The 13,921-nt window shown below is 37.3% G+C and carries 15 protein-coding genes and 1 other RNA gene; 11 read left to right on the top strand and 5 right to left on the bottom strand.

Annotation, left to right across the window (positions count from 1 at the left end):
- Window positions 1-33 precede the first annotated feature (33 nt).
- The 7 genes from CVS93_RS08275 (at window position 34) to CVS93_RS08245 (ending at window position 6,498) form a co-directional block, all read left to right on the top strand.
- On the top strand, window positions 34-1,947 hold the full coding sequence (locus CVS93_RS08275) for a flagellar assembly protein A (RefSeq protein WP_107687273.1): 1,914 nt from the start codon (window positions 34-36) through the stop codon (window positions 1,945-1,947).
- Window positions 1,948-1,964: 17 nt separating this feature from the next.
- Window positions 1,965-2,519, top strand: a complete 555-nt coding sequence (gene ruvA / locus CVS93_RS08270) for a Holliday junction branch migration protein RuvA (RefSeq protein ID WP_107687272.1) — start codon at window positions 1,965-1,967, stop codon at window positions 2,517-2,519.
- 10 nt (window positions 2,520-2,529) lie between these two features.
- Window positions 2,530-3,570, top strand: a complete 1,041-nt coding sequence (locus CVS93_RS08265) for a D-alanine--D-alanine ligase (protein ID WP_107687271.1) — start codon at window positions 2,530-2,532, stop codon at window positions 3,568-3,570.
- Between the two features lie 64 nt (window positions 3,571-3,634).
- Entirely contained in the window at window positions 3,635-3,865 is a 231-nt protein-coding gene (locus CVS93_RS08260; RefSeq protein ID WP_087584583.1) for a type II toxin-antitoxin system Phd/YefM family antitoxin, read from the top strand.
- Entirely contained in the window at window positions 3,855-4,640 is a 786-nt protein-coding gene (locus tag CVS93_RS08255; protein WP_107687270.1) for an alpha/beta fold hydrolase, read from the top strand. The genes CVS93_RS08260 and CVS93_RS08255 overlap by 11 nt, the downstream gene beginning before the upstream one ends.
- Window positions 4,637-6,061 carry a Mur ligase family protein gene (locus CVS93_RS08250; protein ID WP_107687269.1) on the top strand — a complete coding sequence of 475 codons (1,425 nt, stop codon included), beginning with the start codon at window positions 4,637-4,639 and terminating at the stop codon, window positions 6,059-6,061. The genes CVS93_RS08255 and CVS93_RS08250 overlap by 4 nt, the downstream gene beginning before the upstream one ends.
- Complete coding sequence (locus CVS93_RS08245) at window positions 6,058-6,498, top strand: hypothetical protein (protein WP_107687268.1); 441 nt, start codon at window positions 6,058-6,060, stop codon at window positions 6,496-6,498. The genes CVS93_RS08250 and CVS93_RS08245 overlap by 4 nt, the downstream gene beginning before the upstream one ends.
- A gap of 9 nt (window positions 6,499-6,507) precedes the next feature.
- Here the strand turns inward: CVS93_RS08245 and CVS93_RS08240 are convergent, their stop codons facing one another.
- Window positions 6,508-7,521: a hypothetical protein gene (locus CVS93_RS08240; RefSeq protein ID WP_107687267.1), complete on the bottom strand. Its 1,014-nt coding sequence runs from the start codon at window positions 7,519-7,521 to the stop codon at window positions 6,508-6,510.
- A 61-nt stretch (window positions 7,522-7,582) separates the two neighbouring features.
- On the opposite strand from CVS93_RS08240, the gene CVS93_RS08235 reads away from it, so the two are divergent.
- From CVS93_RS08235 to rnpB, 4 genes are all read left to right on the top strand, one after another.
- Window positions 7,583-8,404, top strand: a complete 822-nt coding sequence (locus CVS93_RS08235; protein WP_107687266.1) for a thiamine-phosphate kinase — start codon at window positions 7,583-7,585, stop codon at window positions 8,402-8,404.
- The gene (truD, locus tag CVS93_RS08230; RefSeq protein WP_087585977.1) at window positions 8,382-9,506 is read left to right on the top strand and encodes a tRNA pseudouridine(13) synthase TruD; all 1,125 of its coding nucleotides are present in this window, start codon (window positions 8,382-8,384) and stop codon (window positions 9,504-9,506) included. Before CVS93_RS08235 ends, truD begins: the two co-directional genes overlap by 23 nt.
- A 457-nt stretch (window positions 9,507-9,963) precedes the next feature.
- Entirely contained in the window at window positions 9,964-10,581 is a 618-nt protein-coding gene (locus tag CVS93_RS08225; protein ID WP_159071530.1) for a Type 1 glutamine amidotransferase-like domain-containing protein, read from the top strand.
- Between the two features lie 127 nt (window positions 10,582-10,708).
- Window positions 10,709-11,034, top strand: an RNA gene (gene rnpB, locus CVS93_RS08220) — RNase P RNA component class A.
- A 14-nt stretch (window positions 11,035-11,048) separates the two neighbouring features.
- Here the strand turns inward: rnpB and CVS93_RS08215 are convergent.
- The 4 genes from CVS93_RS08215 to CVS93_RS08200 are packed head-to-tail and all read right to left on the bottom strand — an operon-like array spanning window position 11,049 to window position 13,808.
- Window positions 11,049-11,276 carry a hypothetical protein gene (locus CVS93_RS08215; RefSeq protein WP_107687264.1) on the bottom strand — a complete coding sequence of 76 codons (228 nt, stop codon included), beginning with the start codon at window positions 11,274-11,276 and terminating at the stop codon, window positions 11,049-11,051.
- Window positions 11,269-11,640, bottom strand: a complete 372-nt coding sequence (gene fliS / locus CVS93_RS08210; RefSeq protein ID WP_035167483.1) for a flagellar export chaperone FliS — start codon at window positions 11,638-11,640, stop codon at window positions 11,269-11,271. Before fliS ends, CVS93_RS08215 begins: the two co-directional genes overlap by 8 nt.
- A 9-nt stretch (window positions 11,641-11,649) precedes the next feature.
- Window positions 11,650-13,410, bottom strand: coding sequence for a flagellar filament capping protein FliD (gene fliD, locus CVS93_RS08205; protein WP_107687263.1), 1,761 nt, complete (start codon window positions 13,408-13,410; stop codon window positions 11,650-11,652).
- A gap of 2 nt (window positions 13,411-13,412) precedes the next feature.
- Window positions 13,413-13,808 (bottom strand): FlaG family protein, encoded by a 396-nt coding sequence (locus CVS93_RS08200; RefSeq protein ID WP_072594311.1) that lies wholly within the window; start codon window positions 13,806-13,808, stop codon window positions 13,413-13,415.
- Window positions 13,809-13,921: the final 113 nt, after the last annotated feature.

The following is a 13,921-nucleotide window of genomic DNA, read 5'->3' as shown; positions in this document are numbered from 1 at the left end:
TAAGAGCCAAATTTTATGTGAAATGGATCAATTTTGAGCGAGAACGTGCAAGAAAACGAGAGATTTTTACCGCCAACGCAAATTCAAACTTCAACGCCTTATATATCGCTTAAAGAACTAAGCAAGCAACACAGCGTACCGGTAGAATTTATAGATTTTAAAATTTTAGATATTTTGACTTATTATAAAAATAAAGATAATGAAGAGCCAGTTTTTGTCCCTGAAGAAAATTTAGACTTTTTTGATGATAATGCATTTTATCTTGACGAGACACTAGAGATCGAGCAGGTCTATGACGTGGAATTTTTTGATGTTAGGCTAAATGCTGTACCAAAGCTTCCAAAGATAGAAATCGGTGTAAATTCAACAGTTACAAAAGTAGTCGCAAAGGTAAAAGCTACAAAAGATTGTGAATACGAACAGCATTACGAAGATAAACTTTTTGAATATATCGCCAAACAGCTTATGAAAGCTCAAATTTTAATAGGTATAAGGATCGGCAAACTAAAAGACGAGCTAAAACAAATCGCCTCAGTTGTGCATGTAAAGGGCGAACTTGATAAAGACTACATACTAAACATAACACAAGGTATAAATCCAAAAAAAGCTACCGATGCAAAGATACTTTACTACTACAAAGATAAGCTTGATGCGATAAAAGAGGAAGATAAGATTGATTACGCTGATAGAGGTTTTGTTTTTGGCGTGGCACAAGATGAAGTGATAATGGAAGAGAAAAAGTCTCACGAGGGGCAAAATGGCCGTGATGCGAGAGGTAAATTATTAGCAGTAGAAAAGCCAAAAGAAGATACTGGCAAAGAAATAAGTATAAGCGAAAATATAGAGAGAGTAGAAAATGACGATAGCATAATATATATCGCTAAAAAATCAGGATATGTAGTTGAGAAAAATGGCTCATTTGACATCGAAGAGCGTATAGAGATAAATGAAGCAAATTTTAAAACAACTGGCTCTATTCAAGCAGGTACTGATACAAATGTGACTTTGGTGGTTAGGGAAACTGATACTATAAAAGACGCCATCGGCACTGGCATCATCGTGGAGGCTGACGAGATAGAGGTAAAAGGAAATGTCGGCGCAAATGCGATGGTTAAAGCAAATGAAGTAATAATCGGCGGTCAAACACACCAAAAGGCTAAAATTTATGCAAAGAATGCAAAAATTTCTATCCATATCGGTAAGGTTGAAGCTGAAAATGTCGAGATAGATAGGCTAGAAGGCGGAAATATCGTAGCAAAAAGAGTTAAGATAAATAGCGTCGTTGGTGGCTCTATAACTGCTCAAAATATCCAAATAAATACGCTTGGCTCAAACTGCACTATCACAGCTTCACACTTAATAGACGTAAGATATCTAAGAGGCACTGACAATAAATTTATAATCGATACCAGTAAAATGCCTGAGAGTGCTGAGGCTACGCAAGAGCAATTAAATAAGATCGAATATACAAAAGCAGAGCTTGCTTCGCTTCTAAAAAATATTGAAACAAAGAAAAATGTCATAAATGAAAATAAAGACTCGATTTATACCATAAAAGCAAAGGTAGAAGAGCTCTCAAAAGCTAAAGTGATACCGCCAGTTACCTTTATGAAAAAGCTAAAAGAGTATCAAGGTCTAGTCAATGAATACAACACTTTGCTAAAAATTTTTAAAGATAAAAAAGAGTTGCTAGCTACTCTAAAAGATGAGCTTGAGATCATGCAAAATGGAATATTTTCTGCAAAAGTGATAAATAGAGGCAACTGGGTTGAATTAAATGAGATTAGATTTGTTATCGTTGATCCTCCGCAAAATGTCACTTATATCTCAAAGCAAAATGAAACCGCTCATGCTATTACTTTGGAGAAGATCGGCGATGGCGATGAGGCTGAGTATAAGATCAAAAAGTCAAATAAATTAGAAGACTACACAGATACAAATTTCTAAGAATAAAAGGTTAAAGGATGATAAAAGCGATCGAAGGTATCGTCAGCAAAAAAGATCCCGCATTTGTGATACTTAAGACAAATAGCGGCGTAAGTTATGGGATTTTCATTTCGCTTTTTTGCTCAGCCAAGCTTAGCAAGGGCGAAAAAGTCGAGCTTGCCATAACACAGATCATAAGAGAGGACGCAAATTTACTTTACGGCTTTTTGGATGCAAATGAGCAAAAGATGTTTGAGATGCTTATTAAATTAAATGGCATCGGAGCTAGCACGGCTATGGCAGTTTGCTCAAGTCTTAGCTCACAGGCATTTACAAGTGCCATAATAAGCGGCGATGCAGATACCTTTAAAAGTGTGCCAGGTATCGGACCAAAGACTGCTAGACGCATCATAGCTGAGCTAAGCGACGCAAAACTAATAAGTGACGAGAGCGTGCCAAGCTATCAAAATGAGGCACTTTTGGCACTTGAGGCGCTTGGCTTTAAACGTGAGAAGATAGTGAAAATTTTGCCTGAGTGCAAGAGTGAAAATACGAGTGATCTTATAAAAGAAGCATTAAAGAAATTAGGATAAGGATAAAAAGATGAATTTAGGTGTGATATTTGGAGCAAAGAGCTATGAACATGAGATAAGCATAGTTAGTGCGATAGTTTTAAAAAATGTCCTAAAACAAGAGCTAAAATTTATATTTTGCGACGCAAATAGAGATTTTTATCTTATCGAGCAAAAAGATATGAGAGCAAATTTTTTTAGCTCTGGTAAATACAAAAATTCAAAAAAGCTCATTTTATCTAAAGGCGGATTTTTCATACACTCTCTTTTTGGCGATAAAAAAGTAGAGTGCGATGTCATTATAAATTTGATCCACGGCATGGATGGCGAAGATGGCAAGATAGCAGCACTTTTTGACTTTTACGGCATAAAATATATAGGTCCAAGGCTTGAAGCAAGCGCACTTAGCTACAACAAAGAGCTTACTAAATTTCTAGCGCAAAAAGCTGGTGTAAAGGCGCTTGACTATGAGATGCTAACTCGTGAGAGCCAGCCAAAATTTCACTATCCTATTATCTTAAAGCCAGCAAGACTTGGAAGCAGCATCGGTGTAAACATAGTGCATGACGCCAGTGAGCTAGCTTATGCAAAAGACGTAGCATTTGAGTTTGATAAAGATGTGCTTGTCGAGCCTTTTATAAAGGGGGTAAAAGAGTATAACCTCGCAGGCTGTAAGATAGATGGAAAGATAAAATTTTCTATCATCGAAGAGCCAAAAAAGAAAGAATTTCTTGACTATGAGCAAAAGTATCTTAGCTTTTCAAATGAAAACAAGGTGAAAGAGGCTGAAATTTCTGAGGAGCTAAAACAAAAGCTTAAATTTAACTTTTCAAAAATTTATGATTGTGGATTTGATGGAGCGATCATTAGATGCGACTTTTTTGTGATAGATGATGAGGTCTATCTAAATGAGATAAATCCAAACCCAGGAAGCCTTGCAAACTATCTATTTGAGGATTTTGAGAGCACTTTAAATGCTCTTGCAAACTCACTTCCAAGAGAGCGTAATATAAAGATCGATTATAGCTTTATAAACTCGATCACTTCAGTAAAAGGTCGCGGGAAAATTTAGACCATTTAGTAGATTATAAAGTAGTTTGTGATATTTTACGTAAAATTTTACACAAAGAGCGACAATGGTAACTTTTACAAAAGACGAAATTTATACGGCAACTGAAGTGGTTAGAAATTTTAGTTCAGTGCTCTCTCGCGTGGGAGCTAATGAATTAAAAAGAGCGGTCATTGTTAAAAATAATAAATTTGAAGCTGTACTTTTAAATATGGAAGAGTATGAGCGTCTTTGCGAAGCAGTGAGCGTGCTTGAGAGCATTTATGCTGCAAAAAAAAGAGAGAACGATGGCGAGTAGGACGGTAAAATACGGCTCAGACGAGTATGAGATCAGCTACGAAGTAGTAAATCCAAAATGCAAAAAAATAGTGCTTTTCTTGCACGGCTGGGGCGCTAATAAAGAGATAATGAAAAAGGCATTTGGCTCATATTTGAGCGAACTGTGCCACGTTTATATCGATATGCCAGGCTTTGGTAAAAGCTCTATTATTGATCCGTTAAAAACAAGTGATTATGCAAAAATCGTTGAAAATTTCTGTGGTGAGCTTGGCATAAAGCCAGATATCATCGTAGGTCATAGCTTTGGCGGCAAGGTAGCAACGCTTCTAAAACCACCATATCTAGTGCTTTTAAGCTCTGCTGGTATAGTCGTCAAAAAGCCATTTATCGTGCGAGCAAAGATAGCAATTTTTAAAATTTTAAAGATATTTGGCTTTGGTAAATTTTACAAACTCTTTGCCACAAAAGATGTGAGCGGCATGAGCAGAGTGATGTATGAGACCCTAAAAAACGTCGTTGATGAGGATTTTACGAAGTATTTTGCCAGCTTTAGCGGCAAGGCTTTTATATTTTGGGGAGAAAATGACAAGGCAACACCTATAACAAGCGGCGAGAGCATAGATAGATTTATCAAAAATAGCTCATTTTTCCCGCTTAGTGGCGATCATTTTTTCTTTTTGCTCCACGCTAAATTTATAAGTGACGAGATAGAAAAAGGGATAAAATTTGAGCCAAATGAAGCAAAAAATGTCGTGCTAGACGACGATGAGAGCGGGATCGAGGAGATAAGATGAGTATATTTTTAAACATAAGCACAGTTTTATTTATCTTTGCGCTTGCTTTTTATGTGATCACTTGCTTTCAGTGGTTTTCATATAGGCCTGAGCGCGTACTCTTTCACTTCACAAAGCCCGCTTGGCACGTCTTTTTCTTTATTGTGCCGTTGGTGCTTTTTTACACGACTGGCAAGTGGTTTTTTATCTATTTTTACTTTGCTCTTTTGCCAGCTCTTTATCTTTGGCACAAAAAACTTGATAAAAAGCTAGTCTTTACCGCCAGGATCAAGCACTTTTTTGTGATCCTTGCTTGCGCTATCATCTTAAACTACGCTTTAAATTTTATCATCCACAAGGCGTTTTTGGCTCCGATGCCACTTTTTGTCTTGGTTGTGAGCCTATTTTTTAGTGAAATTTTAGAAAAGATAAAATTTCAAGGATTTAAAAACAAGGCGCTTAAAAAACTCGGCGCAAACAAAGAGCTAAAGATAATCCTAATCACCGCAAGCTACGGCAAAACTAGCATCAAAAATTTCCTCTTTGAAATTTTAAAAGATAGCTTCGTCTGCTACAAGACGCCTCGCAGCGTAAATACAATGGCTGGCATCATCAAAGATATCAATGAAAACTTAAGCGAGCAAACGCAAATTTACATCGCTGAGGCAGGTGCTAGGCTAAAGGGCGACATTTTAGAAATCACAAAAATTCTAAACCCGCAAATCGTCATCGTAGGTGAGATCGGCGCGCAACACATTGAGTATTTTAAAACGCTTGATAATATCCGCTCTACCAAGCTTGAAGCACTTCAAAGCACTCGTTTGCAGATGGCATTTTTACATAGTTCGACAAAAAAAGAGCCAAGCCAAAATATAGAAATTTATGATGAAAGTCTAAAAGATATAAATGCAAATTTAGATGGAATTTCGTTTACGCTTGGTGACAAGAGTTACGCCTCGCCGCTACTTGGCAAATTTAACGCTACAAATTTAGCCGTTTGCATCAAGGTGGCAAAATACCTAAAAATGGGCGATGAGGCGGTAGATAGAGCGCTATCTAAGATGAAAAACGTAGAGCACCGCCTAAGCAAGATCGAGGCTGGTGGCAAGCTGATAATTGATGATAGCTTTAATGGAAATTTCTCAGGCATGAGTGCAAGCTACGAGCTTGTAAGCACCTACGCTGGCAGAAAAGTGCTGCTAACACCTGGTATCGTCGAGAGCGATGCAGAGCAAAATGCAAATTTAGCCAAGGTGATAAATGAAATTTTTGACCTTGTTATCATCACAAGCTCGCTAAACGCCGAAGTTTTACTAAAGTACATCGTAAAGCCAAAGATCATCATCTTAAAGGATAAAAATAAAATGCAAGAAATTCTAGCTCAAAATACGCGTGCCGGCGATCTCATACTATTTTCAAACGACGCACCGAGCTTTATATGAAAAAGATAGTTTTTTTAATCCTAGCTTTAAATTTAGCATTTGGCTTTGATATTGATGATTATGACAGAGGCATTGAGGCGCTAAATGCCGGAGATTACGCAACTGCGTATGAAATTTTCTATGATGGCTGTGAGCAAAAAGATGTGCTTTCGTGCGAGGCTTTGGGTGATATGTTTGTAAATGAAGAGATAAATGAGCAAATGGATAGTGATCTAAAAAAACACTCAAATATCGAGCTTGGCGTGAGTTATTATATGAAAAGTTGCGACCTTGGCTACCAAAATGCTTGTGATGATGTGATGAGCTTAAGGGACGATTTAAACATAAGCCTACCAGTTGGTGTTTATGAAAACGCCAAAGCAAGGTACGATGAGATAAGACAAGAAGACGAAAAAGAAGAAGCCTTAAGTGAGCAAAATGCAACTTTGCAAAAATAAATTTTTAGGTTAGACTAGATTTGCTTTTAGCGTATGCTCTTTTAGGCTTGCTGGAATTTTGCCATTTTCAAGCTCGATCAGTTCGCTAACTCTTAAAATATAAAAATCCTGCAAACTTCTGTTTGCAAATTTTTCAAGCTTTTTTGAAAGCGTGTCAAACATATAAAACTCAGCCTCATTGCTAGCTAGTAAAAAATCAGCCCCGCTATCAAACGCATTAAAAATGGTCTTGCTTACAAGTGCAAATGCAAGCTTTTCGTTGACTTTTAAAAGCTCAAATCCACAAGGAAATTTTATGTTTAGATTTATAAAATTTGCTCTAAATTTATCTAAATTTGCAGGGATTTTATCGCTTACGGCTATTTTAAACTCTTTAAATTTATCCAAGCTCTTTATCTTTTCAAGCTCATTTTTTGAGGTTTCATCCTCTTTTATCCCTAAAATTTCTTTAAAAAACCTAATCGCTTCGGTATAAATTTCGCTTCCACTAAAGATAAAATCATCAATCTTACAAGCTATCAAAATACCATTTTTATTGTTGATAAACCTCATGATCTCATCATTTTTTTCTTTTTTATAAAGATGATGAGCTAGTATGATGGCCGCTGCACCTATAAAATTTGGCTCGTATTCTCTCACAAAATCAGCATAAAAATATGACTTTAAGCTCGCATAAAATTCTTTGTCTGCTCGATCACAAAATTTATCAAATGGCTTAAATTTCTCCCAAAAATCGTCATTATTTATCTCAAGATCTAAAACCGCTCTTTTTTCATCAAGTGGCGAAATCACAAGTTCGCCTGTAAATTTCTCATATAAATTTACTAATGGTTCAGCAGTGCTCACTACGACATCATTTACTTTCACAAAGCCGGTTGTTGGCTGAAAATACGGATCAATCTTTTTAATATGCAAAAATAGCTCGTCAAGGTTTGCGTAACTTAAAATTTCTAAAAAATATGGTTTAAAATACGACAAAATATCCTTTTTTGCATTAAATCTAAAAATTTCTATTTTTTGCATTTGGCTCCTTTTTTGGCTTATTTTATCCTAAAATTAAAAGGAGTTTCATTATAATGGCCAGATGGATAAAGAAAATTTCACGATTGAATGCTTTGGTAACGCTTATATTGGCGATGATGCGGCTGTGCTTGGCAAGCAGGTCTTTAGCAAGGATATTTTTGCTGAAAATTCGCACTTTAAGCATGGCTGGCTAAGCCTTGAAGAGATCGGCTACAAGGCGATGATCGTAAATTTTTCAGATACGATCGTGATGAATGCTAGGCCAAAATTTGCGCTTCTTGGACTTAGCTTGCCAAAGAATTTCTCGCCGCAGCAAATCAAAGAGCTAAGTGGCGGCATAAACAGAGCTTGCGAGGAGTTTGGCGTAAAGATAATCGGTGGTGACACGATAAGTAGCAAAATTTTAAATATAAGCGTTAGTGTAATTGGCGAGCTAAATGGCAAAGCTGTGCTTAGAAAAAATGCGAGATTTGGCGATCTAGTGGCTTTTACTGGCGAGCTTGGAGGTAGCAAAAAGGGGCTAAATTCGCTTCTAAGGCTAGCTCAAATTTCAAAAAACTCACGATTTAAAAAGCCTATTTTAAGAGATAAATTTTTCTACAAAGCAGCTCATCTTATAAACTCCGCTATGGATATCTCAGATGGGCTAAATGCCGATCTTGCTAAGCTTTTAAAGACTAGCAAAAAGGGTGCTAAATTTACAAAAAAACTAAGTAAATTTGAGCTTAGTAGCGGTGAAGAGTATGAAATTTTATTTACTTTTAGTCCTAAAAATTTAAATGCCATCAAAAGGATCGCCGCAAAAATACGGACAAAGATTAATATCTTTGCAAAAATTTCAAATAAAAGGTTAAAACAAAATGCAAGAAACCACCACTTTTAAGCCTCTTTACGCACTCACTCATGCACCTATTGAGGCCTATTTTTCTAAAAATTCAGATGATTTTGTCGTGCGTGAGATACCACTTTACGAGTTTAGCGGGGATGGCGAGCACTTGATCGTTGAAATTTCTAAAAAAGATATGACGACGCAGGAGGCTTTGCATGTCTTAAGCGAGGTTACAGGAGCTAAAATGCGCGACTTTGGCTATGCGGGACTAAAAGACAAACAGGGCATGACGACGCAGTTTATCTCGATGCCGCGTAAATTTGAGAGCGTACTTGCAAACTTTAGCCACGAAAAGATGAAAATTTTAAGCCTAAATGTGCATAAAAATAAGCTTCGCATCGGACATCTAAAGGGAAATAGCTTTTTTATCCGCTTAAAAAAGGTGCTACCAAGTAATGCCAAAAAGCTAGAGCAAGCATTTGTTAGTATCAATAAAATGGGCTATGCAAACTATTTTGGCTATCAGCGTTTTGGTAAATTTGGCGACAATGCCGAAACTGGGCTTGAGCTACTTAAAGACGGGACGATAAACGGCAAAAAGAGTAAAAATGTAAAGCTAAATGACTTTTTGATCTCGGCATATCAGAGCGATCTTTTTAACCGTTGGCTTAGCAAACGCGTGGAGATTTCGAGGTTTGCACAGGATTTTAGCCTAGGAGAGCTAGCTCAAATTTACCCGTATCTTGATAACGCGATTTTGAAAAATTTAAAATCGCAAAAGAGATTTTTTAAACTGATAGAGGGCGAAGTTTTGGGCCACTACCCTCACGGCAAATGTTTTTTGTGCGAGGATTTGGACGCGGAGGGCGCGCGCTTTGACGATAGAGATATCACTAGCTGCGGGCTGATAGCGGGTGCGAAGGCGTATGAGGCGCAGGGCTCGGCGAGAATGGTCGAGGATCAAATTTTCGCGCAAGCAAATGAATACAAAGCTAAAATGACGGGTTCTAGGCGCTTTGCGTGGTGTTATTTGGAGGATGCGGGCTATAAATACAACGAGGAAAAGGCGCACTTTACGATAAATTTCACACTGCAAAAAGGTAGCTACGCGACTGTTGTGCTAGAAGAAATCTTGCATAAAAATATCTTTGAGTAGGGCGGCGACTCGTCTTGCGAGCGCTTTTAAATGATTTTTGCATCTATGCTCGCAAGTGTAAGCAGAGTATAAATTTTGCTCCGCGATAGGCTGTATACCTTATCTTGGGACGAAATTTATTTCTTTTGTTTAGCTACGAGCATAGTGACACAGAAAACACTTAAAACCATCTCGCAAAACTTCGCCTTAACTTTTAAGTTTAAATTTCACAAATCAAAATTCACCTCGCCTGACGCTCTTTAAAAGCTGTGAGCCAAGCGGTACAAAAATACTTTACTTTATTGTTTTAAATTTAAATTTGTGGCTAAATTTATCAAATTTTTGCGCCAAGATCCTTATCCTAAAATCGCTAAATTTTACCCGTAAAGCAAGATGCGCTGGCGACGCGAAACACAAGTGTTTCTAAGCTCGTTTGGATATAATGGGTTTGCAAATTTATATTTTAAAAGGATTAAAAATGGCAAATATTTTTCTTTGCTCTTATTTTGCGGAGGTTGCGAGCAAAATTAATGAAGTGATAGATTTTCAAGGCAAGCACGTTGTTTTTATTGATACGGCAGCAAAATTTGAAGAGGTAAATTTTTATGTAGATGAAGCGGTGGAAATTTTAGAAAATTTTGGTTCGAAGCTAAGACACCTTGACGTCTCTTGCGCCCAGAGTTTAGCTGTGCCAGTATCTGAGAAAGATGAGCTATTTTGCAACGATGAAATTTTATCTGCCATTAGTCAGTGCGACATCATTTATATAAGCGGCGGAAATACATTTTATCTGCTTAACGAGCTGCGAAAATCGCGCGTCTGGCAAGCTATAAAAAATGCAGTCAAAGCGGGCAAAATTTACGTCGGTGAGTCGGCGGGAGCGATCGCGGCGGCTCCGGATACGAAATATGCTACGCTAATGGATGAAAATAGCGTAAAAACGAGCGATTTTACGGGGTTAAATTTGGTTGATTTTTGCGTCGTGCCGCACTTTGGCTGCGAGCCTTTTACGCAGGCCACGCACGAGATAATGGAGAAATTTGGGAACTTGTACGATTTACGACCTATAAATAATGCTGAATTTATCGCGCTTTGAGATAAAATTTTATACGTTCTTTGCGCTAAATATTTACTCAAAGTGCTCTATTTATTTTTAAATAAAAAACATAAAGTTTAAAGTTTTAAAAGCTAGAAATTTAAGCCAAAGCCGCTATAATTTCGCTCTGGCACGGTAAGCGATCGCTTTTGTTTTTACAAAAGAGGAAAGTCCGAGCTGCAATAAGACAAGGTTCCATCTAACGGATGGCTAGGGAAACCTAAGGGATAGTGTAACAGAAAGTAGACTTCCGCTTCGGCGGTAAAGGTGAAACGGCGGAGTAAGAGCCCACCGGCACGCTTGGTAACTTGCGTGGCCATATAAACCCAACCTGCAGCAAGAAGGGATGGTTTTGGTCTTATATTAAAACCCTTCGCTAGAGCTTGTTTGTAAAAGCAAGCGTAGATAAATGATCGCTCAAGACAGAACTCGGCTTAACGCCGTGCCTTTAAATTTATAAAAATTGATTAGTTTGTTACGTATTTTTGAGCTTTTTGTAGTTTTATAAGCTCATTTTGGATGTGCGAAGACTTGTTTTTTAAAAGCTCTATTGCACCGCCAATAAGTGCTTGTGCTTCTTGCGCTAGAGCTAGGCTTGTAAACATATCCTCACTAAAATTTTCTGATAAAGCAGCTATCTTGCCTGTATCTTCGTTTATCAATGCTAATTTAAATTCATTGATCCAACTATTCACCTGAAGTTACCTCTCTCCATGCTTCAGATAGTTGCTTTACAACATTTGTTACTTCATTTAAAGCTGCGATATCGTTTTGTATATTTGCCATAGCAAGAAGCTGCATCTGTCTTGTATAAAGGCCGCTAAGATAGTGGGCTACGTCGCCTTGAGAATAATCAAGTGAATTTAAAAGCTCAACAAAAATAGCGTTTGTCCTATTTATATAATAAACTTTTTTTTCTATATCTCCAGCTTCTATAGCCTTTTTGGTACGAAATATAAATTTTAAAATTCCGTCATAAAGCATTTCTATTAATTTAGTTGGGGACTCAATGCCCCCAAAACTAGACTGTGCGTATGCACTATATGCACTTTGATTCATCTTTCTCTCTTATTTTCTGCTATTTATCTCTGCATCGATCATTGATTTTAGTGTTGAGAACTGATTTTCTAAACTCGCGATGATAGCGTTATACTTGATAAAACGCTCTTGCATTGTTGTGTATTTCTCATCTAAAAGCTTTTGTGTGCTCTCTTTGTTTTTAGTGATCGACTCATTTTCATCTTTTAACTGATTTTGCATAGCAACCATCGTACCACTTTTACCAACGACACCATCAAGCATTTTAGCTAGCTTTGTAAATAGCCCATCTGTCTTTTTGGTTACTGGATTTATAGTAGCTTCATTCATACCTAGAGCTGTTAAGGCTGAATTTTTGCCTTTTACCTCGATATTTTCACCATCGCTTCTTTTTAAGACGATTCTTTTGCCACTCTTATCAAGACTAGCTGTAACTCCAGTTATACCAGCGTCATTTATGGCTTGTTGAAGCTTTAGCGCATTCTCTTCGGCTGTGGCTGTGGCAGTAGTTGAGAATGTAACTGACTTACCGTTTATCGTAAGATCACCAGCTTTTATGTCCAGTGCTCCAGCGCTAACAGTCGATGCTCCCATATAACTTATCGGCTCGATCTTATTTGATCCCATGAAAAATTTCTGAATCTCTTCAGGATCTTTGCTAAGAGCTGCATTTAGTTTATTTAGATCAAGCTGAAGTTGTCCGTCTTTATCAGGCACTATGCCATATTTGCTTAATGCTTTGCCTTCGCTATCTTGTCCATTTACAAGACGACCAATGTTTGATCTTAAGCTTGAAATTTCGCTAACGCCTTGGAAAGTGCCAGCTCCCTTTTCCTCGTCATATTTTGTGGCTATACCAAGGTTCATAGTCATTAGGTTGTAGTCTTTGATAAATTCTTCAACCGCTTTTATTACCTCTTTTGTATCCTGAGAGACGCTTACGTTTGTTTTGCCGGTTTCATTTAATGTAATAGAAATTCCCGGCCTTAAGTCGTTGAAGGTATTTTTGCTTCTTTTTACATTTACTCCGTTATATGTAAATTCCGCATCTTGTGCCTTTAAAATTCTATTCTTTTCAAAATTTGATGTCATCTTTGGTGTGCCATCAGGATTTGTTAGCAGAGTGCCATTTGCATCTTTATCTTGAAACTGCGTACTATCCCAGCCAAGCTTATCTAAAACGCCAGCCGTATCATTTGAAAATTTAATAGTCTGTGTTGCACCAGTGTTGCCTGATTGAAGCATGATTTGATTTGGCTTATCTCCGCCAACATTTAAAATTCTAGCTTGCAATTTACCACGACTAATATCATTTATCTTGTCTACAATATCTTGATATGTGGTTGATCTAGTTACGCTAATAGAAAATTTTTGTCCATCGATCTCAACGTCAAAAGAGCCGTTATTTGTTGCACCTACTAAGTTTGAAGCGTTTTTGAAATTTGAGCTTTGAAATGTATCTTTTTGAGCAAGTTTTTGCACATCGATACTAAAATTTTGTACGCTAACGCCATTTGCCGCTGAGGCTGTTACGCTTTTGCCAGCATTATTTGTAGTTCTTTTTAGATAAAGTGCCTCTCCACCAAGTGTTTTGCCACTTACGTTTACGTTGCTAACTAGAGTTTTTAGCGCTGCAAGGTCTTTTTGCTTTAGGTCATTTCTTTCTAGCCTTTTTGTTAAAGGTTTGATCTGTCCTGCTTCGTCTGCTTCTTTTAGCTTTTTGATAAGATCGTCATTCAGTCCGCTATTTTTTGTGCCGATGCCTAAATTTGTTACGTTACCTACTGCCATTTTTAACTCTCCTTGTCAAAAAGTATTCCAATACTTTCTTTGAAATACTCGCTTATTCTTATAGCTTCCTTACTTGGAAGTTGTGTTATCTCTTCGCCAGTTTTAGCATCTTTTACTTGCACAACCATTAAATTTAGCTTCTCATTGTAAGCAAACCTTACATTAGTATCGAGCTGCTGCATTTGATAGTTTAGTCTGTCAGTGACCTCTCTTGTTCTTTTGGCAAGCTCTTCGTTGCTAAGTCCGTCTAGCTCGTTAATGTCTTTTGTTTCATTGTTTTTATCAGCACTTAATTTAACATCAGAATGCTCGATAGGTCTGCTATCTATTTGACGTTGAGCAGATGTGCTCATGCTCGTATCTAGTACCTGATTTGCTGCTGCCTTAAAGATTTCCATAGTTTTACTCCTTAAAACTTACGTTAGCTTCTACATCGGTAAAATTTTAAAATCCTTTAGTGTTTATACAAATTTTTGATTATTTAGGCTAAAATCGAGCAAAAATTTATAGG

Origin of the sequence: Campylobacter concisus (assembly GCF_003048535.1) — a bacterium.
GTDB lineage: Bacteria > Campylobacterota > Campylobacteria > Campylobacterales > Campylobacteraceae > Campylobacter_A > Campylobacter_A concisus_S.
The sequence above is the reverse complement of the archived record's forward strand: the minus strand, read 5'-3'. Positions and strand labels throughout refer to the sequence as shown.